This is a genomic window from Jejuia sp. G7-7 (assembly GCF_055808955.1).
Window position 1 is genome coordinate 1,969,516 of record NZ_JBVVSZ010000001.1, and the last position, 25,196, is coordinate 1,994,711.

A 25,196-nucleotide genomic window follows, 5' to 3' on the forward strand; every position below is an offset into this window, starting at 1 on the left:
CTATGCCATAATAAATTACAAACTTATTTCCAGTAAACATACACCCAAAACATGGAGGCCATCTAGAAACTTACACATTTTAAGTTGGTTAGGAATCATCTTTTTAATTGCGTTTAGTGTTTGGTATCTCACAACACTATAAAACGCTTTTAAAAGAATACTTTGTATCTTTGCCTTTCATTTTTTTAGGATGCAAAAAGAAACAATTTCTAACATACTACCAGAGAGACAACCCAAACCAAAATGGTTGCGTGTTAAATTACCAACTGGAAAAAAATATACCGAATTAAGAGGTTTAGTTGATAAATATAAACTCAATACTATTTGTACTTCGGGAAGTTGTCCAAATATGGGGGAATGTTGGGGAGAAGGTACTGCAACCTTTATGATACTTGGAAATGTTTGTACTCGATCATGTGGATTTTGTGGTGTAAAAACTGGAAGACCAGAAACTGTGGATTGGGATGAACCCGAAAAAGTAGCTCGTTCCATAAAAATAATGCAAATAAAACATGCTGTTTTAACGAGCGTTGATAGAGATGATTTAAAAGATATGGGGAGCATCATGTGGGCAGAAACTGTAAATGCAGTTCGTAGAATGAATCCAGAAACAACTCTAGAAACCTTAATTCCAGATTTTCAAGGCATTGAAAGACATATTGATAGAATAATCAATGTTGCTCCAGAAGTGGTGTCTCATAATATTGAAACCGTAAGAAGATTAACAAGAGAAGTACGGATTCAAGCGAAATACGATAGAAGCATGGGTGTTTTAAAGTATTTAAAACAACAAGGGCAAAGACGTACAAAATCAGGAATTATGCTAGGTTTAGGCGAAACCAGAGAGGAAGTTATTGAAACCTTGCACGATTTAAAAGCGAATGATGTTGATGTTGTAACTATCGGTCAATACCTTCAGCCTAGTAAAAAGCATTTGCCCGTTAAACGATTTATTAACCCTGATGAATTTGACGAATTTAAAGAAATTGGACTAAATCTAGGTTTTAGGCATGTAGAAAGTAGTGCTTTGGTACGTTCATCATACAAGGCTCAGAAGCACATCAACTAGATAAAGTGCAATTTATCGGAAAAAAAGTGTATTTTGTCGAATAAATATTTATATTTGTCGTCATATTGAAACTAAGATGTCCCAAATCAAAAACATATATATAGTTTTAATGTTGTTATCATTCAGTATGTTCTCTCAAACTACGCTTGAGAAGGATCCTGAAATCATTCAAAATAACATTAACTATTGGATCGAGCAATCTCAAAATGATATTTCTAACTTCAAATATTTTGAGGCTCAAAAAACTTTAGACGAAGCGTTAGCGCTTGCTGAAGAAGCAAACAATAAAAAAAGCATTGGTCTAATTCATTCTATTAAAGGTAAACTTCACCTTATTATTGAAGAAGAAGATGTTGCCATAAAATCTCTTAATAAAGCTGTAGAAATGCAGCGTATTACTAACGACAATAAAAATCTTGGTCGCTCTTTTAAAACATTTGGCGATGTTTACATGGCTAAAGACAATACTTATCAAGCTCTAGATTCATATAGAGCAGCAAAATCTAAATTTCAAGAAGAACAACTAGACTCAGAATTAGCTGAAACACTTCTGGCAGAAGGTAATGCATACTTTAAATTAAAAAACTACAGAAAAGCAAGAGAACTAGTTGAGCAAGCTTTAGTTATTGCAAGAAAAAAAGAGCTTAACAAAATTTTAAGTAGCGCTTTAGTTTGTCACGGAAAAGTATATAATGCTTTAAACGAACCAGAAAAAGCATTAAATTTCACAAAAGAAGGACTCGATTTGGCCTCTAGTAATGGCTACAGTAAGATTAAAAATAATGCCTATTTAGTACTTAGCTCTATTTATGAAAACTCACAAAGTCATCAGCTTGCCAATAATTACTTAAAATCTCATATTAATTTATCAGATTCTTTAAGAGCTATCAAACAAGCAAATCTTTCACCAGAAAAGCGTATTCAGTTTTTAATTAACGATCAAATTGAAAATAACAAAAAGCAAAAAGCAGAATTAGAAGAAGCCAATAGTAAAAATGATTTAAGCACACTTATCTCTATTTTAAGTGTTGCTTTAATTACTATTTTGTCACTTTTAACATTGTCACTTTATAAGAATAATAACATCAGGCTTAAGACTAATAATATGCTTCATAAAAAGAACAATGAGCTTATTATTGCCAAAGAAAAAGCAGAACTGGCTTCAAAAACAAAAGCAAATTTCTTATCAACAGTAACACATGAGTTAAGAACACCTCTTTATGCGGTTACTGGTTTAAGTAATATGCTTTTAGATGAAAATCCAAAACCTGAACAAATTCAGCATTTAAAATCATTGAAATTTTCAGGAGATTATTTGTTGACTTTCATTAACGATATTCTTCAAATTAACAAAATTGAAGCTAATAAAGTTGAAATTGAGCCAGAACCATTTAGTCTTAAAAAGAAAATTAATAATATTGTTCTTGCATTAAACAATTCAGCATTAGACAATAATATCACAATTCATTTTGAATACGACAAAGACTTACCCGATAATTTTATTGCAGACCAATTAAAGATTTCTCAAATTCTTATTAATTTAATAGGTAACTCCATTAAGTTTACTAAAGATGGAGATATTTGGATACGAGTTTACAAAATTGGTCAAAAGGATGATATTTACGAACTCCGCTTCGAAGTAGAAGATAACGGTATTGGTATTACCAAAGAAAAACAAGACCATATGTTTGAAAGCTTCTCTCAGGGATCTATTCAAATTAATCGTAAATACGGTGGAACTGGTCTTGGATTATCAATTGTAAAAGGATTAATTGATATCTTAAAAGGTAAAATTTATATGCAAAGTGAATTAGGAAAAGGCACTACTTTTTTCTTTGAAATTCCTTTAGAATATAATGCAGATAAGGAAAAAGCAGCGGAAAAAGCAGTCAAAAAATTAGATACTAGACCTAGTAATATAGACCTAAGTACCGTGAAGATTTTAGTTGTTGAAGACAACAAAATTAACCAAATGATAACGAAAAAGATTCTCAACAAAATGGATCTTTATTGTGAAATTGTGGATAATGGTGAAGCTGCCGTTGATAAGATTAAAGCCAATAAGTACGATATTATACTAATGGATATCCATATGCCAGGAATTAGTGGTATTGAAACAACAAAAATTGTAAGAACTTTTGATAAAGAGCTTACTATCTTTGCCCTTACTGCCGTTACAATTGAAGACAAAATGCATGAGTTTGAAGAAGCAGGGTTTACTGACATTATCCCTAAACCATTCAAACAAGAAGAGTTTGAAAAGAAACTGTTTAATGCACTTTCTAGCAAAAATACAGCAACTGCTTAATTAAGATTTTACAAAATTTAGAATTGCAGTATCAAATTGTTTTGAATCTGAAATTGATACAGTTATTGGTAAATAAAACAATTTACTTTCTAGAGATTTATATTGTTTTAATCGCATAAAATCTTTTTCTGTGGTAAGTATAAAACTTTTAGATTCAAATGAAGAAATGTTATTTGCAGAAAATTCATGATGATCTTTAAAGTTTAAATGCTCAAACTTCAAATTTTTATTTTTAAATATTTGATTAGGGGAATTGCATTAGCAATACCCGTAACTAAAGTAAACTCTGGGAGTTGATCTAATTTTAGTGATGAATGTTCAGAAACAACCGCTTCAGCATAAGAAATAGAACTAAAAAAACCTGTTGATGATTTCTTGCTTTAATTCTCCTTAAAAAAGCCTGTTTCTCATAATAACTAATGGTTGTAGGACATTTTGTAACAACAATCACATCTGCCCTTTTAACCCCACTTCTCGGTTCTCTTAAATCACCAGTAGGTAATACAATATCGTTAAAAAACGGATTCTTATAAGTAGTTAACATAATATTAAAACCTGCTTTTACTTTTCTATGTTGAAATGCGTCGTCTAGTAAAATTACCTCTGGATAATCTTCTAACATTCTTAAAAGAGTAATTCCCTCGTTTCTATTAGCGTCAACAGCAACCAAAATTTCATTCTTAAATTTTGAATAAAACTGGAAAGGTTCATCGCCTAAAACATCAACAGTAACGTTTTTATTATTCATTTGAAAACCTTTAGATTTTCTTCCATATCCCCTACTCAAAGTCGCAACTCTATAATCTTCCTTTAAAAGACGAATTAAATATTCAATCATCGGCGTTTTTCCTGTACCACCAACACTTAAATTACCCACACATATCACAGGAAAATCAAAAGAATCCGATTTTTTTATACCAAAATCATAAAGTTTATTCCTAAACCATGTAATTATATAGTAAATTGGAACAATTGGAAATAATATTTTTCTCAGAAGCTTCATTTAAGCGAAAGTATAATATTTTATCTTTGAACCAAACAAATTAATTATGATTGTACAAGACGTCATAAATCATTTAGAAGAACTAGCACCATTATCTTATGCTGAAGATTTTGATAATGTGGGGCTTTTAATAGGCGACAAAAACACAAAACTAACTGGAGTTTTAGTCACTTTAGATACGCTAGAAGCCGTTGTAGACGAAGCCATTTCAGAAAATTGCAATCTTATTGTAAGTTTCCACCCTATTATTTTTAACGGTTTAAAAAAATAACCACTAAAACATACGTAGAGCGTGTTGTACTAAAAGCTATAAAAAATAACATTGCTATTTATAGCATGCATACAGCTTTAGATAATGCGTACAAAGGTGTAAACCATATCATTTGTAATCAATTAGAACTCAAAAACAAACGCATTTTAATTCCGCAAAGCGAAACTATTAAAAAGTTAACCACTTACGCTCCAAAGGCTGAAGCAAAAAGCCTTAGAACTGCTTTATTCAATACAGGCGCAGGGAGTATTGGTAACTATGATAATTGTAGTTTTAATGTTGAGGGTAAAGGTACTTTTAAAGGAAATGATATTTCCTCACCAACAAAAGGAAAAAAAGGAGAAATACATACAGAAGCCGAAACCAAAATCACAGTAACATTTGCTAAACACCTGGAATCTAAAATACTGCAAACCTTTTCAATACGCATTCTTACGAAGAAGTTGCATACCAAGTGGTTACTATCGAAAATAAAAACCAGCACATCGGAATGGGTATGATTGGAGAATTAGAGAAATCAATCTCAGAAACAGATTTTTTACATCATGTAAAAACTAAAATGAAAACCGGTTTTATTCGTCATTCTTCATTTTTAAATAAAAACATAAAAAAAGTAGCAGTTTTAGGAGGTTCAGGAAGTTTTGCTATTAATGCTGCAAAAGCCGCTGATGCAGATGCTTTTATTACGGCCGATTTAAAATATCACGACTTTTTCACAGCTGAAAACAGCATTCTTTTAGCCGATATTGGACATTATGAAAGTGAGCAATTCACAAAAAATGGTTTAGTAGAGCATCTTACAAAAAAAATTACTAATTTTGCAGTCGTTTTATCAAAGACAAATACCAATCCTGTTAAGTATTTTTAAGTATGGCTAAAAAGAAAGAAGTTAGTGTAGAAGATCGTTTAAGAGCATTATACGATTTACAACTTATAGATTCACGCATTGACGAAATCCGTAATGTACGTGGAGAACTGCCTTTAGAAGTAAGAGATTTAGAAGATGAAGTTGCTGGATTAAGCACAAGACTAGAGAAACTTGTAAACGGTTTAGAGGTTATAGACAATGATATTTCTTCTAAAAAGAATTTAATCGAAGAGTCTAAATCACTCATTAAGAAATATGGCGAGCAACAAAAAAATGTTAGAAATAACAGAGAATTTAACTCCCTTTCTAAAGAAGTAGAATTTCAAGAATTAGAAATTGAATTGGCCGAAAAGCATATCAAAGAATTTAAGGCACAAATAGAGCAGAAAAAAGAAGTTATTTCTGCTACAAAAGACCAATTAAAAGAGCGTGAAACACACTTAAAACATAAAAAAAGTGAGTTGAATGCTATTTTAGCTGAAACCGAAAAAGAAGAGCAAGCGCTTATCGGAAAATCTGATGCTTACAAAGCTCAAATTGAAGAGCGTCTGGTAAAAGCATACAATAGAATTCGTAAAAATGTAAAAAACGGATTAGCTGTTGTAGCTATTGAAAGAGGTGCTGCTGGCGGGTCTTTCTTTACTATTCCACCGCAAGTTCAGGTAGAAATTGCAGCTCGTAAAAAAGTAATTACAGATGAGCATAGTGGACGTATTTTAGTAGATGCAGCTTTAGCCGATGAGCAAAAAGCTAAAATGGAAAAAATGTTTTCAAAACTGTAAAACAATCCATAAACATATAGAAAAGAGCCTTCATTTTTAGTGAAGGCTTTTTTTATGCACTTGTAGTTTGAATTATTGAATTTATGAACACAAATGATTCACTATATATTTTGCATTGTGTCATTCTTACGAAGTCAGGAATCCACTAACAAATATTTAGCTCTAATAAAGTTATCTAGCCAATTTGCATAAAAGCAAAGAGATGCACTTTAAATATCTTACGAGGGTTAGTTTTCAGTAGGCAGTATTTAGTAAAGAGTTTTGTATTATTTAAAGATGTTTAGACAATTGAAAAACCTTTGAATAAAAAAATAAAGCTGTAGAAAATCAACACTCAAGTTCGGACACAGTCCGAATCATAAATCCGCAGAAATAATGAGTGAAATAATGTAGTTGCTAAGCGCAGCTTCAAGCGCGTGATTCTGAGAGCGAATACACTTAAATAATTTCCTTAAATTTATTTAATTTTTTGGTTTGGCATTTATCTCGAAATATTTACAAGACATTATAATTAGTTTTACACATAACAGTTTAAGGTTTTGTATTTTTATACGTCTATTAAAAGAAAAAAATATCCCATGAAAAAAATCATCCTCCTTTTAGTTCTAGCACTTATATTTAGCTGTAAAAACTCAGCACAAAACAATAAAGAACAAGAAGCGGTAACAAAAGCTAAACCAATTGAAGTCCCAATTAAAAACGGAAAAGCCAGAGCATATTTTGCAAGCGGTTGTTTTTGGTGCGTTGAAGCTGTTTACGAAAGCATAAAAGGCGTAGACGAAGTGATAAACGGCTATTCAGGCGGGCATTCAAAAAATCCAAGCTACCAAGCCAGTAATACAGGGCGTACAGGACACGCCGAAGCAGTAGAAGTCATTTACGACCCAAAAGTAGTTAGTTTTGAAACTTTAGTAGACGCCTATTTCGCATCACAAAATCCAACTCAAGTAAACGGACAAGGGCCAGACAAAGGTTCTCAATACCGCTCTATTATTTTTTATCAAAACGAAACACAAAAGAAAATAATTTTAGAGAAAAAAGCAGCCTTAGCAAAAAAACTAGACGCTAAAATTGCAGCAGAAATATATCCATTTCAAAAATTTTGGAAAGGAGAAGAGTATCATCAAAACTATGAGCGCTTACATCCAAATAATGGGTACATCCGTAATGTGTCAATTCCAAGATTAAAACGGTTTCAAGCTAAGTTTCCTAAAGAATTACTGAAAGAAAATCATTAAGTCGGGTTGGTTTTCAAACCAAAATACTTTAAAAACCCTAGTAGCTTTCAATTGATTTTTTTGTTTTTTCTTACAAAAAATTCAATTATTTTTACAGGATTACAACGACAAAAAAGGTTTTATATCCTTACTTATTTACGGGATATGAAACATAAAAGTAATTATATAACGAGTTGTAGTACATTTGAGAATGAAGAACACCTTAACAATTTTCTTGCTTTTGATTTTAGCTTTAAGTTGCTCAAAAAATGATTTCGAAAACACCAATATCGATTTTGAGTTGGATAAAGAAACGTATCGGTCAAATGACAACTTTAAATTGACCATAAAAATTTACCCAACCGAGGTAGAAAAAACTATTCGATTTTATAAAAATTTAAGCAATATTAAAATTTCATTTTTATCTAAAGCAGAAGGATTTGAATTTCATCACGAATTAAAAAAACGATTTATTGAAGGTCCACCTATATTTGGAGACGACAGCGAATATATTGATGAATATAGCATTTCAAAGGAAAAACCTTTTGAAAAAATATTTTTGGGAACCATATCTGAATCGGTAAACGAAATTGTATTTGAAATACCTGAATTGAACATAAAGAACAAAATAGATAAATACTTTATACTTAAAAATCCAATTATTTTAATAAAAGGAAATTGCAGAACTGTTTATGGAGGAAAGGACAAACCTTTTATGTCAAAGGAAATAAAAGTAGTATTGGAATAAAAAACGTACTACAACAAAGTATATAAAAAATTGCTATTTTGTGCTTAACCAATATGAGTTGCTTTGTTTGCTTGTATCTGATTTTCCTACGGAAAATCCTCGCACACAACTTTTCATATACGTAACCGTTGCCAACAATTAAAATGAACGACAGATATAAAAATCATCAATTTTTTTCACCAGAACATATTTACGATTATGTGAACATACAACAGTATGATAATCCAAAAATAAACTCTGAAAATATCCGAATTGGTAGTTTATCTTTTCAATGGCACGTTTCAACCAAAAAAGAAAAAGAAAGAGTAAAAAGCGAATGGGTAAAAATGATTCCCTCGCTGGAAAAAGTAAAACGAATTTCTATCGCTTTTGGAATTAATCAAGAGTTTCTTGACATTTTTTGTGAGTTACCAAATCTTACTGACTTAATAATTGACGGTTCAAAAGCAACTGACTTAAATCCAATTTTAAAACTGACAAAACTAAAAAGATTGGAATTAGAGAGGTTTACTCAATTAAAAGATATTTCGCCAATAACGAAAATTGAACTGACTCATTTAAGAATTGAAAACTCTTTTAAAATAGATAATTATGAAAAAATAGGAGAAATATTTTCTCTTATTGGACTTTCATTAAACGGAGATGCTTTTGCACCAAGGAATTTGCGACTTAAAAGTTTAGAACCTTATGAAAAACTTATAAACCTAAAACATTTGGATTTGAATTCCTCTTCTGTAATAGATAAGAATTCTTATAAGAGTTTGTTATCGATTAAGAATTTAATCAGGTTTGATATTTTGGTAATTGTACCTAAAGAAATTAAAGAAGAAATATTACAGAAACATAAAAAACTGAACTCTGGAAATTTTGTAGATTGGGATGATAAGAACAAAAAAATCTATGATGACAAAGATTGGGAAATAAAAAAATTAGAAGAACTGAAAAAATAACTGTTGGCAACACCGTATATAATTTATTGCTGGCTTCTTACCTAATTGCGAAAGTCCTAGCGGACTTTCTATCTGTGATTTATTTGCTAAATTCGTTGCTAAACCACGCAACTAATCTTATACAACAACGTTACCAACAATTAATAATGATGAAAAATTCTTTGACTTTGACAATCGTAATTATAATGTTTAGCAGCGTGATTTGCTTTGCTCAAGAGACAGTACTTTACAAACAAATCGATTCTACCAAATTATTTTTAGAAATATATTATCCAAATAATATGGGAGAAGGAAAAGAATATCCTGCAATGATTTTCTTTTTTGGTGGAGGATGGATAGGTGGCGATAAGTCTCATTTCTTAAATCATGCTAAGTATTTTTCCAAAAGAGGAATTGTTTGTTTTCTTGCTGATTATCGAACGAAAACCAAAAATAAGACAACACCCCTTGAATCGCTAAAAGACGCTAAATCTGCTATTAGATATATAAAAACAAATGCTTCTGATTTTGGTATTGATTCAAACAAAATAATAGCTTCCGGTGGTTCATCTGGAGGTCATCTTGCAGCTGCAACAGCATTAATAAACGGTTATAGTGAAGATACTAATAATCAAACTACCGATTGTAAACCAAATGCTCTTGTGCTTTTTAATCCAGTTATTGATAATGGACCAGGTGGTTATGGCTATGAAAGAATTGGAAAGGAGTACAAAAAGTTCTCACCCCTACATAATATAAATGAGGGAGCTCCACCTACAATTATATTGGTTGGAACTAAAGACAAGCTCATCCCAGTAGAAATAGTAGAATATTACAAAACCGTAATGGAAAAAGTTGGGAGCAGATGCGATTTGAAACTGTATGAAGGAAAAGGTCATGGATTTTTCAATTATAGCAATTTTGAATATTACAAAAAAACACTAATTGAAGCTGATAAATTTTTATTATCACTTGGATATCTGAAAGAAGAACCTATTATTAAAATAGAATAATAACAGTTGGTAATAATGGCTATAAGTAATTGCTCGTTCTCACCTACTTTGGAAATCCCTGCGGAATTTCCAACTTGGTGTGTACTTGCAAAGTTAAATACTAAACCACGTAACTTTCCATATACAAACACGTTAGGCACAATTATGAAAAAAATACGAACACCAATAATATTACTTACTTTATTGACGATCTCGTTAAATGGATTTGCTCAAGAAGTGACATTTTTTAATGCTGACGGATTTTTTTCCATCGGAACGCAATCAAATCGAACTGCCTCAATAACGTTATCAGACATTGACCAGGATGGAGATTTAGATGCACTCGTAGCTAATGGAAGACATTGGGCGGAACAAAACTATATTTACTACAATGATGGAAAGGGAGGTTTTAAAGTAGCCCAACCTATTGGAAGATTTCTTGATGCTACCTATTCTGTGAAAAGTGCTGATTTAAACAATGATGGGTTTATGGATATTGCCGTAGCCAATGACAACAATCCCAATAAAATATACTTTGGTTTATCCAATCAAAACTTTAACAATGAAACCAATTTTGGTTCAATATCACCTTCAAGAAATCTTGAAATAGCAGATATTGACAATGATGGAGATTTTGACCTAATATTATCAAACAGAAAAGCCGAAAACGAAATTTGCCTGAACAACGGAAAGGGCAACTTTGAAAACATCATCACTTACGGCAACCAAACAGACCAAACTATTCAAACTAAAGTTATAGATATAAACAAAGACGGATTTTTGGACTTAATTACAGCAGAAAGACAGAGTAGGAATAAAGTTTATATAAATGACGGTAATCAGAATTTTTCAAAAGTAATAGAATTCGGCAATGAAGAAGACGAATCCCGTTCTATCGACGTCGCAGATTTGGACAATGACGGATTTTTAGACATCGTAGTAGGAAATTTAGGCTCTAAAAACAGCATCTATTTCGGAAACAAAAAGTTAGTATTTAATCGAATTTATGATTTAAAAACTGAACATTCAACTTCATCGATTAAAGTAGTTGACTTGAATAAGGACGGATATCTTGACATCGTTGAGGGAAATTCAGAAGAGCGAAATTATGTCTATTTAGGTCAAGAAAATGGCGAATTTATAGAAATTGGTCTACGAGAAGACATAGAAGACGATACTTATAACATAGAAATAGGAGATTTAAATAACGATGGATTTCCTGATATAGTGGAGTCGAATTCCGGAAGTTGGAATTTATATTACAGAACTCGAAAAAAATAACTGTGGCTACAACATATATAACACATTGCCAAAATTTGGCTAACTTTAAACCCTCCCCTACTAATAAACTTCAGTTTCGACTGAAAAATATAAAACTACTAATATGGCAACGTGCCATATACAATGCCGTGGTGGTAATATCCAAAACGACGTAATTTTGAACTTTTTTAAAAATACTATTTTAATAATCTTAATCTTTTACTTGACAAATTGTGCTAGTAGAAATGAATTTGGGATAGTTAGACCAAATAAGATTAAATTTTCCAACAAAAATTGCATTGATAAAAGAGTTTTTGAGAAAGTAGATACAAGCGTAATATATTTATCGGAATTAAAAACTTATGATAATGGAAAAACATTTAAGAATGGATATAAATTCTATGCTGATAACAAAATAGCATTTTTTATCAATATAAAAATTGACAGCATAAATTCATTAAATCCAAAAAAAGCGCAAATGGGATTCTATTCTACGTGTTTTGAAACAAATAACATTCAAATTGCTTATTATCATGTGCAATCTGGAGTTTTTAAATCAAAAGAAGAGTTTGAAATAATAAATGATACATTAATTGTAAAAACCCTAAAAAGTCCACAAACATCTGAACGAATTGAAAAGTATTATAAACTAAAATTGGCAACTAAGGAATTAATTTATAAACCTGACTGGTAAATAAAAAATACTACTTACAACATGAGTATATAACTAATAAAAAGTCTACTTTACTAACAAAAAAACTAAACCTTTGTAGCCTTTAAAGTAAAAATCAATGGATACAATTTATCTTTTGTCACAAACATACCAGATTCATTCTTTATCAAATTAGGCAACACATCATAAGGACTTTCATCAAATTCGTTTAAACACTCAATATGTAATCCAGCTTCAGTTAAAGCATTAATTACCTCGCTCAAACCATGATTCCAACCATACTCCTTACTTATCATTTTTGAATCTTGATTTGCATAAGTACCTAAATATTCTTCGTAAATGGCCTCATCTTGCATGTAGCCATATTTCATAATCGGTTTTTCACCTAAATAATCAAACATCCAAACTATTGGGTGGAATTCTGCCATGAAAAATACGCCACCCTTTTTTAAACGTTCAGCAATCATTTTACCCCAAGGTTTTAAATCGGGTAACCAACCTATCACACCATAACTGGTAAACACAATATCAAATGTATCTTTTACAAATTCCGAAGTATCCAAAACATTGCAACATACAAATTCAGCATCAAGCTTTAATTCATCATTTAATTTTTGCGCCAACTTAATGCCTTCATCACTTAAATCTACACCTGTACATTTCGCTCCTAGCCTACTCCAACTCATCGTATCTTGCCCAAAATGACATTGCAAATGCAACAAAGATTTTCCGCTTACATCTCCCAAAGCCTCCAATTCATAAGCCATTAATGAAGATTTTCCTTTTTAAAACTTTCTATGTCATATAGCTCACTTTTGGCATGAACTTTGACTTTATCATTCCAAGTAGCTTTATTAGTATTAAAATATAATTTATTTGAATCCATTTCTGTAAGTTAAACATCTATAGAGCGACCAATATCGTAATTAATTTACATAGTTTTTTCCGCATTTGCGTCTATATATATTAAAAACGCCTCAGTTAATTTCTGAAGCGTTTTTTCCTTTTTGAAAGTATTTATCCTTTAAACTCAGTTTTTACATGTGCGCCGTCACAAAAAGGTTTATTATTTGAGGCACCACATCTGCAAAAAGCAGTAGTTTTATTTTTTATTTCCTCTTTTCCATCATTATGTATCACTTTTAAAGTACCATAAACTAGTAGTGGGCCATTTTCTAAAACCTCAACTTTGGTATCGAGTGTTTCTGTTGTTTTATCATCTTCATCATTCATATAAAAACTCAATGCGCCTGTCGGGCATTGTTTTACCTGATTTACTAATATTTCGGTTTCAGCAGCATCAATCTTAACCCATGGCCTTAATTTTGGTCTAAACACATTTGGCAGTCCTCTGGCACAAATCCCTGAATGGATACATTTATCTGGTTCCCAAACAATAGTTACTTCTCCATTTGTATATTCTTTTTTCTTCCCATAACTTCAATATTTTCTTAAATATACAAAAAAATTGAGCTGAAATTTACTGAGTTTACTAGCTTCATTACTATGTTTTAAATTCTTATTTTTGTTTGAACCCGAAAACAGAAACACTTTGTCTGAATACCAATTAGGTCTAGAATTTGCATTAGATCAAGATAAAAAAGATGTATTAGCAGTTTACAGAAATCAATTTCATTTGCCGAAAGATAAAAACGGAAATGATTTGATTTACATGACAGGAAACTCTTTAGGCTTGCAACCAAAACAGACCAAGGCTTATGTAAATCAAGAATTAGAAGATTGGGCAAGTTTAGGTGTAGAAGGTCATTTTGAAGCCAAAAACCCTTGGTTGCCGTATCATGAATTTTTAACTGAAACTATGGCAAAAGTGGTAGGTGCAAAACCTATTGAAGTTGTTGTGATGAATACACTAACAGCAAACCTCCATTTTTTAATGGTATCATTTTACCAGCCTACCAAAACACGCTATAAGATCTTAATTGAAAGTGATGCATTTCCTTCGGATAAATATGCTGTTGAATCTCAATTAAAACATCATGGTTTTGATCACAAGGAAGGATTGATACTTTGGAAACCTCGAAAAAGCGAAGAGCTATTAAATTATGACGATTTAGAAGCAATTCTAAAAGAGCAAGGCGATGAAATCGCTTTAATAATGATTGGAGGCGTAAACTATTACACAGGTCAGTTTTTCGACTTAAAGCGAATTACAAAACTTGGCCATAAGTATGGATGCACAGTTGGTTTTGATTGCGCACATGGTGCAGGAAACGTACAATTAAATCTACATGATTCTGGAGCAGATTTTGCCGCCTGGTGCACTTACAAATATTTAAATTCAGGCCCTGGAAGCTTAGCAGGTTGTTTTGTACACGAACGGCATGCACATCGCAAAGACTTAAACCGATTTGTAGGTTGGTGGAGTCATAACAAGAAAACACGTTTTAATATGCGTGGCGAATTCGACCAGCTTCCAGGAGCTGAAGGTTGGCAATTAAGCAATCCACCTATTTTATCCATGGCAGCGATAAAAGCTTCATTGGATGTATTTAATGAAGTAGGTTTTGATAATTTAATAGCTAAATCAAAAAAACTAACAGGTTATTTTGAGTTTTTATTAAAGCAATTAGGAAAAGATACTATTAAAATTATCACGCCAAGTAACCCTGAAGAACGTGGATGCCAATTATCTATTCAAGTCAAAAATGCCGATAAATCTTTGCACACCAAGTTAACCGAAGCTGGAGTAATTAGTGATTGGCGAGAACCAGATGTAATTAGATGTGCACCTGTACCGCTTTATAATTCTTTTGAAGATGTATTTATGCTGGTTAAAAAAATGAAAGGTATATTAAATGAGTAAACAACAAAACATTCTGATTATCGGCGCAGGACTCTGTGGCTCCTTACTCGCACTAAGATTAGGACAAAAGGGCTATAACGTTTCTGTTTACGAAATGCGCCCAGATTTACGAAAAGTAGATATTAGTGCAGGACGTTCCATAAATTTAGCATTTTCAGACCGCGGTAACAAAGCCATGAAACTAGTAGGTCTAGAAGAAAAAGTAAAATCACTTTGTATTCCGATGAACGGACGTATGATTCATGATGAACATGGCAACACATTCCAATCAAATTATAGCGGTCGTGAGCATGAATATATCAATTCTATTTCTCGTGGCGATTTAAATGCGTTGCTGTTAGACGAAGCCGAAAAACACGAAAACGTCACTATTTATTTCAATAAAAAGTGTAAATCTGTGGACTTTGAAAAAACTACAACACTTTTAAAAGATTATAATACCAAAGATGAATTTGTAGAAGATGCGGATATTATTATAGCAACTGATGGTGCGGGTTCAGCAATGCGAAAAAGTTATTATTTAGGCAAAAAAATTCTTATTCAGTTTTTCACAAGCCTATTTAACACATGGTTATAAAGAATTAAGCATTCTACCTAAACCAAATGGCGACTATAGAATCCATAAAAACGCTTTACACATATGGCCTCGTGGCAGTTTTATGCTTATTGCTTTACCAAATTTAGATGGTAGTTTTACGGTAACGCTTTTTTTAAGTTATAATGAAGGCGAATACAATTTTAATAATTTAACAACAGAAGATAAAGTATTGGAATTTTTCCAAAACCAGTTCCCAGATGCTTTAGCTGTTATGCCAAATTTACTTGAGGACTTTTTTGAAAACCCAACGGCTCCTTTAGGAACCATAAAATGTTCGCCCTGGCATTATCAAGGTAATACGCTTTTAATGGGCGATGCAGCACATGCTATCGTGCCGTTTTACGGACAGGGAATGAATGCCTCTTTTGAAGACGTAGTTGAGTTTGACAAAGTACTAGACCAAAATTTAGGCGATTGGGAAACTATTTTTAAAGTTTATGAAAATACTCGTAAAAAAGATACAGATGCTATTGCAGATTTAGCTATTGACAACTTTCATGAAATGAAAGGGCATGTAAATCATGCTGTTTTCAAAGAAAAGCGTAAATTAGAAATGGCGTTAGAAAAAGAGTTTCCAAATACTTATTCCTCTAAATATTCATTAGTAACTTTTAATGAAGCTATTGGTTATAGAGAAGCTATGTTAAGAGGAAGAGCTCAGGATAAAGCTATTTTGAATCTGCTTTCAGACAAAAAAATTGATATAAGCGGAAATCTAAAAGACATTTTAGAAAAAGTAAAAATAGAAACAGAAGCTATTCTTGAAGATGATAGAGTCGCTAAATTGAGATAATATGAATTTAAACCTAAATAACAAAAATGCATTAGTTTGCGGTAGCACACAAGGCATAGGAAAAGCTACAGCAATTGCCTTAGCGCAAGAAGGTGTTAACGTAACTCTTGTAGCTAGAAACAGAGAAAAACTAAAGGCAGTTTTAGCAGAATTACCAAAATACAGAAATCACAGCTACATTGTTGCAGATTTTTCTAACCCAAGAGAATTACAAGAGCAAGTTATTAAGTTTATTGAGAGGGAACATGGGTTCCATATTGTTGTAAATAATACTGGCGGACCGAGAAGTGGTGCTATTCTATCTGCTAGTTTGGAAGCTTTTGAGAATGCTTTCACAATGCATTTAAAGTGCAACCATCTTTTAGCACAAGTAACTGTTCCGTTTATGAAATCCGAAGGTTTTGGTAGAATTATCAATGTAATTTCAACTTCTGTAAAAGAACCTATTCCTGGACTTGGGGTAAGCAATACAACTCGAGGTGCTGTTGGTAATTGGAGTAAAACATTATCTGTTGAAGTTGCTGAATTTGGCATAACGGTAAATAACGTACTTCCTGGTTTTACTAATACTGAGCGCTTAAATGAAATCATAAAAATTAAAGCAAATATTGAAGAAAGCTCTATTGAAGAAATGACAGAAATTATGAAAAATTACACACCTGTAAAGCGCTTTGCGCAACCTGAAGAGACTGCAAATGCTATTACATTTTTAGCTAGTGAAGCAGCTGGATATATAAATGGTGTCAATCTTCCTGTGGATGGTGGACGCACAAAATCTTTGTAAATAAACCCTCCCCAACCCTACCAAAAGGGAGGGAGAAATTAGCGCAATCTATATATCTTTTTTTATCTTTAAACTATAATTAACAACAACTCAAATCCCCGTTTTGAGTTTCCCGATAAATATCGGGATTTAGAGGGCCTTTTAACAATGAGTAAATTATTTCCTCCGATAAATTTTAAAGCTTGGATTGAAGAAAACAGACATCTTTTAAAACCTCCTGTGGGAAATAAAGTGGTTTGGAAAGATGGCGATTTTATTGTGATGGTTGTTGGTGGACCGAATAGTAGAAAGGATTATCATTATAACGAAACACCTGAGTTTTTCTATCAGGTTGAAGGCGATATTGTATTAAAAGTGATTGATAAAGGGACTCCGAAAGACATCCATATAAGAGAGGGTGAAATATTTTTATTGCCACCAAAAGTACCACATTCTCCGCAACGAGGTGCTAATACTGTTGGGTTGGTTATTGAATATCCTAGAGAAGAAGGTGTTAAAGATGCGTTGCTTTGGTTTTGTGAAAATTGTGTAACAAAGCTTTATGAAGAAGATTTTACTCTAGATAATATTGAAACGGATATGCCTAAGATTTTTGATGAATATTACGGCGATAAAAACAAACGAAGCTGCCCGAATTGTGGTGAAGTCATGCAGCCTCCGAAGAAAGTTAAAATAGATTAATTAATGATGGATCCTGAAATAAATTCAGGATAACAAATAATACAACTTAAAGATTCCTGACCTCTCAGGATAATAAAATGAAACGTAAACTCAGAATTAACGGTCATTCGCATTTACTACCTTACCCAGAAGAAATTCCAGAATTTATGCGAGAAAAAGGCATTTTTTGGGTAGACAAGGACAGGAAATTTATGCTTCAAAAGGGCTGGAAACGCCCTGTTACAGACTCTAGCTTTTTCTTAAATGAAAAACTGGAATGGATGGAACGTAACAAACTAGACCATGCTGTTGTTTTAAATTTATCACAGCTCTATGGCAATGGTTTACGTGTTGAAGAAATGAAAAAGGCATTACGCTTTCAAAATGATTTTAATGCTAAAATTCAGGATGACCATCCTAGTAAATTTACTTGTGGATTTGTAGTACATCCAGGTTTTATTAGAAGTGCTTGTTGGGAAATTGAACGTTGTGTAGAAACTCATGGCATGCGGTTATTGTGTTTACCAACACACTACATGGATACTATTGGTACTTGGCGGTGTATTTTTGATGAAGAAAACGAACCTATTTTTGAACTTGCTGACAAATACAATTTGGCAGTTGAAATTCATCCTTATGATGGCGAAAAGTTTATAAAACTAGAAAATACCTCATGGCGTTTTCATTTAATATGGATGTTAGCACAATGTGCAGATGCCTACCATTTTCTAACTTTGAATGGTTATCAAGAAAAATTTCCAAATATGCGTACTTGTTTTGCTCATGGCGGACAATTGGCTCAAATTAATTTAGGAAGACGTATTCAAGGTTTTGATGGTAGACCAGATTTATTTGAAGGCAAACACCACCCTAGAAAAGCTGTGGGGCATAAAAATATTTTCTTTGACACTTTGGTACATGATACTGGTGGCTTAGATTTATTATTACGGAATCATGGCGCTAAACAGGTTTTAATGGGGCTTGATGACCCATACCCTCTGGGAGAAATGGAAAGCGAACCTCAATCTTCTTATCCTGGAAAATTACTAGACTTGGCTATTGAAAGAAATATTATTACAGAAAGCGAATATGATGATATATGGGAAAATAATGTATTACAATGGTTGTTTGGAAATGATGAAGTTGGTAAAAAGAATTTGGTTAATAAAATATTGCCTTAAATTGTTTTAATTTTCTTTCCTATATTTAACATCTAATCAAACTAAATTATGAGAAAAATTGGATCTTACATGGCTTTTTTTGGCCTTTTTGCTATTGTTTTAAACTTTTTTGATAGAGTACCATCTTTACTAATGTGGATATATACTTGGGGAGATACTACAGCCTGGATTATAAAAATTGGACTTGTTGTTGTTGGTGCTATATTATTTTTTATGGGAGGAAAAAATGATGGTACCGAAACTGGCAATCCAAACCCTGACGTTTCTGAGCCAAAAGCAGAAAACTAATTCTACACTTATTTTCTTAGAATTTAATATAACTTTGTTTTAAATAAATTTAAAACGAAGCGTAATCTTATGAATTTTATTTCCGACGAACTTGATGATTATGTTGTAAAACACTCTGAGGAGGAGCCCGAATTATTACTACAACTGACAAGAGAAACCTATCAAAAAATATTACAACCTAGAATGTTGAGCGGACATTACCAAGGGCGTGTTTTAAGTATGATTTCTAAATTGGTTAAGCCAAAAAATATTTTAGAGATTGGAACTTACACAGGATATTCTGCATTATGCTTAGCTGAAGGTTTACATCCTAAAGGGGAACTGCACACCATTGATGTGAATGAAGAATTGGTTGATTTTCAGCGCAAGTATTTTGACAAGTCTGAAAATGGTAATCAAATTGTTCAGCATTTGGGTAATGCTTTAGAAATTATTCCGAAGCTTGATAAAACTTTTGATTTAGTTTTTATTGATGCTGATAAAGAAAATTATTCTAATTATTTTAAAATTATTATTGATAAGCTAAATTCTGGTGGTATTATTTTATCTGATAATGTGCTTTGGAGTGGAAAAGTTTTAGATACTACATTTAAAAAAGATGATACTTCTACACCTGCGCTAATTGCTTATAATAAACTTTTAAAAGATGATAAACGTGTTGAAACTGTGGTTTTGCCTATTAGGGATGGATTGACTATTAGTAGGAAGTTATAAAAAGTGGGTTTTAGCTTACAAGAATTATAAAACATATATCAAAAACACAACTTTAGCAGATAAGTGCGTTAAGGATTGAAGCGGCATCCTTTTTTGAGGCACGAGAAAAAGATATAGCGGAAAGCCTGACCCGAAAGGGTAACGCCCAAATAAAAACTATTATAATTTACGCTTAACAGAACCTGTAAAATCTTCTAGATTGTCTTTTACTTTATCAAGTTCGTTTTTTACGTCTTTAGTGATACTCGTATCTATGCCATGATTTTCGGCACTTTTTGTGATTTCATGTTTAATATCATTGGTGGCATCTTTAAGTGTGCGCATACCTTTACCCAAGCCTCGAGCAATCTCAGGAATGTTTTTTGCACCAAATACGAGAACCGCTACCACGAGTATAACCATTACTTCTGGCGTACCAATAAATAAAAATATTGCTTGTTGTATCACTTTACAAATATAGTAACTTGTTTTGTTAGAATAAAAAAAGCCGATTTTAAAAAATCGGCTTTTTGAAAGTTTTATCCTTTTACTTTTTGTTTGAATTTTTCGAACTCGCCTTGCTCTATTTTCTTTGGCCAAGAGTTATTGGTGGTGTCTACATCTGCAGTTTGTAGATTAGGGTCAATCGTTATACTTACAATTTCTTTATCACTTGCTATTGCTTTTGTGACTTCGTTATCATTAAATCTCCATATTTGTGCTGGATAAGTTTCCATTTTTTTAGAACCATCTGCATAGGTAAATTCCACGATTATGGGCATTACCAAACCGCCCGGTTTCTCAAACGTAATATTATAAAAATACTTTGGTGTTTTTATGTTTTGGCGTTCGGTTTCAGAAAAATTATCCATCAGATATTCTTTTACTGTTTTTGCTTCTGTTGCCATTTCATCTTTCATAGATTTTTTAAAATCTTCGCTACCTTCTTCAACCATATATACTAATGGTCTTAAATCTTTTTTCTTGATACCACGCTCTTTCATAACCTCTTTCATATAAGCATTTGGTTCTGAGGATACATAGTATTTTTTTACATCTTGTATACCTATATCAACCCAATCGGTGGTGTAAAACCATCCCCTCCAATACCAATCTAAGTCCATTGCTGAGGCATCTTCCATGGTTCTAAAAAAATCTTCTGGTGTTGGGTGTTTGAACATCCATCTTTGCGAATATTCTTTGAATGCATAGTCAAATAAATCACGTCCCATAACAGCTTCTCTTAATATGTTAAGTGCTGTTGCAGGTTTCCCGTAAGCATTATTTCCAAATTGATAGGTATTTAAGCCTTTAGTCATTATTGGTGCTATGTAATTTTGATCTCCACCCATATAAGGTACAATCTTTTCTGCTGGTCCTCTTCTATGTGGGAATTCGGTATCTCCTTCTGCTAGTGCATCTGGATATGCTTCAGCAAAATCAATTTGCGCTACATATTGCGCAAAGCTATTTAAACCTTCATCCATCCAAGTCCATTGACGCTCATCACTATTTACAATCATTGGGAAAAAATTATGCCCTACTTCATGTATAATAACTCCCATCATACCATAACGTACACGAGAACTATACGTGCCATCCTCTTTTGGGCGGCCGTAGTTCCAGCAAATCATTGGGTATTCCATACCTTGATTTTTAGCATGAACTGAAATGGCTTTATGGTATGGGTAATCAAACGTCATTCTAGAATATGTTTTTAATGTACTAGCTACCGCCTTTGTAGACCAATCTTCCCAAAGTGGATTTCCTTCCTTTGGGTACATTGATACTGCCATAACATCTTTATTGCCAATTTTAACGGCCATCATATCCCAGATAAATTTTCTTGATGTGGCAAAACCAAAATCACGAACATTTTCTGCTTTGAGTTTCCAAGTTTTTGTTGCTGTAGACCTGCTTTTTTCAGCAGCTTCTGCTTCGGCTTGAGTTACGATTAACACAGGTTCTTTGTATGATTTTTTGGCTTGTTCATAACGCTGCATCATCGTTTTAGAAAACACTTCTTTTCTATTGGTTAATTTACCAGTACCATCTAAAATATGATCTGCAGGTACGGTTATATTAACTTCGTAATCTCCAAATGGCAATGCAAACTCATCGCGTCCCCAAAATTGAGAATTTTGCCATCCTTCAACATCACTATATACAGCCATTCTAGGAAAGAACTGTGCTATAACGTAAGCTCTGTTTCCATCTTTAGGAAAAAATTCATAACCAGAGCGTCCTCTTTTTAAAACATGGTCGTTAATATTATACCACCATTTTATGGAGAAAGAAAATTTATCGCCACTCGCTAATGGCTTAGGCAATTCTACACGCATCATGGTGCGGTTTGTCATGTGTGGCAATCCATTACCATTAGTATCTTTAACTGCCTCTATATTAAAACCTCCATCAAATGGTTGAGATAAATAATCATCAGCAAATTGTTTAGGCAACATTACAGGATCTACAGAACTACTTTCTATTAGCGGCGATTTAGAATCTTTAGCCCTTTTGTTTTGATCTAATTGCACCCATAAATATTTTAAAACATCGGGAGAGTTATTTGTATAAGTAATAGTTTCAAAACCGGATAGTTTTGCGTTTTCATCATCTAAAACTATATCCATTTTATAATCTGCCTGCTGTTGATAATAGGCATGACCAGGAGCACCAGAAGCAGCTCTGTACATGTTTGGAGTTGAAAACTCGTCATACAATTGCTTAAATTTGTTAGTGTTTTGATGACCTTTTTGAGGTGTTGTATTTTCTTGCTCTTGTGCATTAACACTAGATGAAATAAAAACAACCGATAGAAAATAGTACAATAAGTGCTTCATTAGATAGTCTTATAATTTTTTAAAAAAAGTTTATGTGATAACAAATTTTAACAATTTAACACATAAAGCATCCAAAAATAACACTTTTAAGAAGTTTTAAACTTTAATTTAATTAAAATTTAACAGTGCAGTATCATTTTGTTTAGTAAGAATGTAACTCTTTTGTTTTGAGTTTATATTTAATTTAATTATGTTTTGTTGTTCTGAAAGTATTCCAAAGAGAGTTTGGTTTGTGATTTCAAATGCATTTATAGCTTCTACATTTTCAATTTCTAGATAAGATTTTACAATTCCTGAGTCTATTTCTTTTCCTATAAAAATAAAACTTACTTGCTTATCATTAATCTTTATTTTGATTTTAGAATTCAAATACCTTTCTATATATAAATCGTTTGTTCTTGAGTTTTCATCATCAAGGGTAATATCAGCATCGTAACGCTCTCTTAGTACACTTTCAAGATCATCAATAAAAATCCGCGTAATTATTTGTACTGATTTTTTTCAGACAAGTACTCTATTTGTGTATTACTGATATAGTACTTATGAAGAGACATAAAAGAGGATAATGTCACAAAAAGTAAAACAGGTAAGACGAATTTGTAGGGTTTCATAATTTTAATAATGTAAAGCTAATGTAATTATTTTTTGAGTTTCAAAACCTATGCCAAAACATTTAATCTTTCTCTTCTTTTTGATTGGCTTTATATTGCTTAAGTTTTTCTTTTAGAAACTCCAACACTTCTAAATCTGCCTTTCCTTCACATTTTGAATAGAAGTTTTGATCCATTTCGCAGAAATAGAAAAAATCTGCTCTAAACTCTTCTTCTAGAGGGATGATATTGAATAAACTTTCAGATAATTCACTACGAATTTTTCTTAATAAAGCATCATTCTTCTCATGTTTAACACGACTTTTAAGCATTTTAGTTCTACCAGTAATACCATTAATTATTGGGTTTAATGGTATAGAACCTGTTAGTGCGCCAAGTAACATCTTTGGCTTAAACTCTCCGGCTTCACTCAGTCGCCTTTCAGTTTGTGTAGCAGGTTTACCTGTATATCCTGGGATACCTAAATCATAAAAATTGATGGGTGCTTTACCATCAACATTGCCAATATCAGATAATAAATCTCCTGAAAGTACCTTACCAACTGTTACTTGATTTAAAGTATTTATTTGCTCTTCCAATACTACTGAAACCGTTTTTGAAAGCAGCATTACTTTAGAAATAATAATCTCTTTTGGTGTATGAAGCAACGAAGAAAAACTTAGCGTATCATTTAAACTTACAGGAATTTTAAATACTCCAGCCTTATCAGTTATTGTGAATTTTTTTGCTGTTTTATTAATAACATGGATATCTTCAATATTTAAAGTACTTTCAATTTTACCAACAATTTCAACCGTTTGAGATTGAATTGATTGACCTATAAATAAAATTATAATAACCGATAAAGACTTCAATATTAATTTTTTAGGCTGTAAATAACGCCAGTAAAGTCTTAAATAAAATCAAAAGTGTTTGTAAAGTTTTGTTAAATGGACAATAATTGTTTTGCAACCCAAATAAATTTTAAAATGATTGTCACTAATTTGAAGTTTATTTATTAGTCTTCATAAACTCAATACTTTTTTGATTTAAAAGTTCTAGAAACTCTAACTCTCTACCATAATTAAGTAACGAAAAATCAAAATCTCCACTTTCTACAAAAGCAATAAAATCCTCTACCCTATGCTCTGGAATTTTAAAGTTATCCACCAAAAACTCTGATGCGAAGTAATATTTTATAGCTTTTGCAGGTACTTTAGGCACATTCAATGCCTTTTTATTTTTCGCTTCAGAGCGAAAAACTGGTAATAGTAACTGGTCTACCACATTTACAATATTTAATCCATTGTAAAGTCTATTTTTCTCTGTATTTACAGACATGTTCTTCACTTCAGTTTTATAATCAATTTCAAAATCATATTCACTACTATGCTTTACTCCAAAATACAACGCATCTAGCTTTGGATTAAACGTTTTAGAACCATCAATATCAGTTTTTAAATTACCAGATAAACCCTTAGTTTTAACTATAATTTCATCCAATTTATTAATTTCTTCAATTAAAAAAACTTTCATATTTCTAGAAGCTACAATAGCTTCATTCACTTTAAAATTTAAATTCTGAAATTGTAATGCACTTACTTCTATAACATCATTTAACGCTACAGCAATTTTAAACTCACCTTTACTATCTGTAACAGTTCCTTTATCAGAAGACGCATTAAAAATAGTAATACCCGAAATATCGCTATGTTCTACCACTATTTTTCCTTGAACATCAGTCCTAGAAATAGTTTGAGAATTAACGGTTATAGCTAATAGCACTAATAATAAGAGAAACACATTTTTCATAGGTTTTGAT

Annotated in this window: 23 protein-coding genes and 4 pseudogenes; 17 read left to right on the plus strand and 10 right to left on the minus strand. The window is 32.1% G+C overall.

Going from position 1 to position 25,196, the window contains the following annotated elements; translation table 11 throughout:
• The first annotated feature begins 190 nt into the window (after positions 1–190).
• Positions 191–1,069, plus strand: coding sequence for a lipoyl synthase (lipA, locus tag AC0L5U_RS09690; protein ID WP_473416050.1), 879 nt, complete (start codon positions 191–193; stop codon positions 1,067–1,069).
• Between the two features lie 109 nt (positions 1,070–1,178).
• Positions 1,179–3,377 carry an ATP-binding protein gene (locus tag AC0L5U_RS09695; RefSeq protein ID WP_473416051.1) on the plus strand — a complete coding sequence of 733 codons (2,199 nt, stop codon included), beginning with the start codon at positions 1,179–1,181 and terminating at the stop codon, positions 3,375–3,377.
• Here the strand turns inward: AC0L5U_RS09695 and AC0L5U_RS09700 are convergent, their stop codons facing one another.
• A complete protein-coding gene (locus tag AC0L5U_RS09700; protein WP_473416052.1) occupies positions 3,378–3,599 on the minus strand; it encodes a tetraacyldisaccharide 4'-kinase in 222 nt (73 codons plus the stop codon).
• Between the two features lie 82 nt (positions 3,600–3,681).
• Positions 3,682–4,380 (minus strand): tetraacyldisaccharide 4'-kinase, encoded by a 699-nt coding sequence (lpxK, locus tag AC0L5U_RS09705; protein WP_473416053.1) that lies wholly within the window; start codon positions 4,378–4,380, stop codon positions 3,682–3,684.
• Between the two features lie 46 nt (positions 4,381–4,426).
• Between lpxK and AC0L5U_RS09710 the strand changes: the two are divergent.
• From AC0L5U_RS09710 to AC0L5U_RS09745, 8 genes and pseudogenes are all read left to right on the plus strand, one after another.
• Positions 4,427–5,519 (plus strand): annotated as a pseudogene (locus tag AC0L5U_RS09710) (Nif3-like dinuclear metal center hexameric protein).
• A 2-nt stretch (positions 5,520–5,521) separates the two neighbouring features.
• On the plus strand, positions 5,522–6,301 hold the full coding sequence (locus AC0L5U_RS09715; protein WP_473416054.1) for a zinc ribbon domain-containing protein: 780 nt from the start codon (positions 5,522–5,524) through the stop codon (positions 6,299–6,301).
• Positions 6,302–6,879: 578 nt separating this feature from the next.
• The gene (gene msrA / locus AC0L5U_RS09720; protein ID WP_473416055.1) at positions 6,880–7,539 is read left to right on the plus strand and encodes a peptide-methionine (S)-S-oxide reductase MsrA; all 660 of its coding nucleotides are present in this window, start codon (positions 6,880–6,882) and stop codon (positions 7,537–7,539) included.
• A gap of 190 nt (positions 7,540–7,729) precedes the next feature.
• The gene (locus AC0L5U_RS09725; protein WP_473416057.1) at positions 7,730–8,266 is read left to right on the plus strand and encodes a hypothetical protein; all 537 of its coding nucleotides are present in this window, start codon (positions 7,730–7,732) and stop codon (positions 8,264–8,266) included.
• 143 nt (positions 8,267–8,409) lie between these two features.
• Positions 8,410–9,216 (plus strand): leucine-rich repeat domain-containing protein, encoded by an 807-nt coding sequence (locus tag AC0L5U_RS09730; protein WP_473416058.1) that lies wholly within the window; start codon positions 8,410–8,412, stop codon positions 9,214–9,216.
• Complete coding sequence (locus AC0L5U_RS09735) at positions 9,180–10,208, plus strand: alpha/beta hydrolase (protein ID WP_473416059.1); 1,029 nt, start codon at positions 9,180–9,182, stop codon at positions 10,206–10,208. The genes AC0L5U_RS09730 and AC0L5U_RS09735 overlap by 37 nt, the downstream gene beginning before the upstream one ends.
• A 144-nt stretch (positions 10,209–10,352) precedes the next feature.
• A complete protein-coding gene (locus tag AC0L5U_RS09740) occupies positions 10,353–11,468 on the plus strand; it encodes an FG-GAP repeat domain-containing protein (RefSeq protein ID WP_473416060.1) in 1,116 nt (371 codons plus the stop codon).
• A 103-nt stretch (positions 11,469–11,571) separates the two neighbouring features.
• The gene (locus AC0L5U_RS09745) at positions 11,572–12,141 is read left to right on the plus strand and encodes a hypothetical protein (RefSeq protein ID WP_473416061.1); all 570 of its coding nucleotides are present in this window, start codon (positions 11,572–11,574) and stop codon (positions 12,139–12,141) included.
• A gap of 65 nt (positions 12,142–12,206) precedes the next feature.
• Here the strand turns inward: AC0L5U_RS09745 and AC0L5U_RS09750 are convergent.
• From AC0L5U_RS09750 to AC0L5U_RS09760, 3 genes and pseudogenes are all read right to left on the minus strand, one after another.
• Positions 12,207–13,006 (minus strand): annotated as a pseudogene (locus AC0L5U_RS09750) (class I SAM-dependent methyltransferase).
• A 131-nt stretch (positions 13,007–13,137) separates the two neighbouring features.
• The gene (locus tag AC0L5U_RS09755) at positions 13,138–13,353 is read right to left on the minus strand and encodes a CDGSH iron-sulfur domain-containing protein (protein ID WP_473416242.1); all 216 of its coding nucleotides are present in this window, start codon (positions 13,351–13,353) and stop codon (positions 13,138–13,140) included.
• A gap of 15 nt (positions 13,354–13,368) precedes the next feature.
• A pseudogene (locus tag AC0L5U_RS09760) lies at positions 13,369–13,527 on the minus strand ((4Fe-4S)-binding protein); the annotation flags it as partial.
• A gap of 145 nt (positions 13,528–13,672) precedes the next feature.
• Between AC0L5U_RS09760 and kynU the strand changes: the two are divergent.
• The 7 genes and pseudogenes from kynU (at position 13,673) to AC0L5U_RS09795 (ending at position 19,962) form a co-directional block, all read left to right on the plus strand.
• Positions 13,673–14,944, plus strand: coding sequence for a kynureninase (kynU, locus tag AC0L5U_RS09765; RefSeq protein WP_473416243.1), 1,272 nt, complete (start codon positions 13,673–13,675; stop codon positions 14,942–14,944).
• A pseudogene (locus tag AC0L5U_RS09770) lies at positions 14,937–16,335 on the plus strand (FAD-dependent oxidoreductase). Before kynU ends, AC0L5U_RS09770 begins: the two are co-directional and overlap by 8 nt.
• 1 nt (position 16,336) lies before the next feature.
• Positions 16,337–17,119 carry an SDR family oxidoreductase gene (locus AC0L5U_RS09775; RefSeq protein ID WP_473416062.1) on the plus strand — a complete coding sequence of 261 codons (783 nt, stop codon included), beginning with the start codon at positions 16,337–16,339 and terminating at the stop codon, positions 17,117–17,119.
• Positions 17,120–17,266: 147 nt separating this feature from the next.
• On the plus strand, positions 17,267–17,800 hold the full coding sequence (locus AC0L5U_RS09780; protein WP_473416063.1) for a 3-hydroxyanthranilate 3,4-dioxygenase: 534 nt from the start codon (positions 17,267–17,269) through the stop codon (positions 17,798–17,800).
• Positions 17,801–17,877: 77 nt separating this feature from the next.
• Entirely contained in the window at positions 17,878–18,960 is a 1,083-nt protein-coding gene (locus AC0L5U_RS09785) for an amidohydrolase family protein (protein WP_473416064.1), read from the plus strand.
• Positions 18,961–19,008: 48 nt separating this feature from the next.
• Positions 19,009–19,248: a hypothetical protein gene (locus tag AC0L5U_RS09790; RefSeq protein WP_473416065.1), complete on the plus strand. Its 240-nt coding sequence runs from the start codon at positions 19,009–19,011 to the stop codon at positions 19,246–19,248.
• A 69-nt stretch (positions 19,249–19,317) separates the two neighbouring features.
• Positions 19,318–19,962 carry an O-methyltransferase gene (locus AC0L5U_RS09795; protein WP_473416066.1) on the plus strand — a complete coding sequence of 215 codons (645 nt, stop codon included), beginning with the start codon at positions 19,318–19,320 and terminating at the stop codon, positions 19,960–19,962.
• 159 nt (positions 19,963–20,121) lie between these two features.
• On the opposite strand, the gene tatA is transcribed toward AC0L5U_RS09795, so the two are convergent.
• From tatA to AC0L5U_RS09820, 5 genes are all read right to left on the minus strand, one after another.
• Positions 20,122–20,409 (minus strand): twin-arginine translocase TatA/TatE family subunit, encoded by a 288-nt coding sequence (gene tatA, locus AC0L5U_RS09800; RefSeq protein ID WP_473416067.1) that lies wholly within the window; start codon positions 20,407–20,409, stop codon positions 20,122–20,124.
• A gap of 71 nt (positions 20,410–20,480) precedes the next feature.
• Positions 20,481–22,784 carry a M1 family metallopeptidase gene (locus tag AC0L5U_RS09805; protein ID WP_473416069.1) on the minus strand — a complete coding sequence of 768 codons (2,304 nt, stop codon included), beginning with the start codon at positions 22,782–22,784 and terminating at the stop codon, positions 20,481–20,483.
• A gap of 108 nt (positions 22,785–22,892) precedes the next feature.
• Positions 22,893–23,270, minus strand: a complete 378-nt coding sequence (locus AC0L5U_RS09810; RefSeq protein WP_473416245.1) for a DUF6702 family protein — start codon at positions 23,268–23,270, stop codon at positions 22,893–22,895.
• A gap of 187 nt (positions 23,271–23,457) precedes the next feature.
• On the minus strand, positions 23,458–24,249 hold the full coding sequence (locus AC0L5U_RS09815; protein ID WP_473416071.1) for a hypothetical protein: 792 nt from the start codon (positions 24,247–24,249) through the stop codon (positions 23,458–23,460).
• 136 nt (positions 24,250–24,385) lie between these two features.
• On the minus strand, positions 24,386–25,186 hold the full coding sequence (locus AC0L5U_RS09820) for a carboxypeptidase-like regulatory domain-containing protein (RefSeq protein ID WP_473416073.1): 801 nt from the start codon (positions 25,184–25,186) through the stop codon (positions 24,386–24,388).
• Positions 25,187–25,196 lie beyond the last annotated feature (10 nt).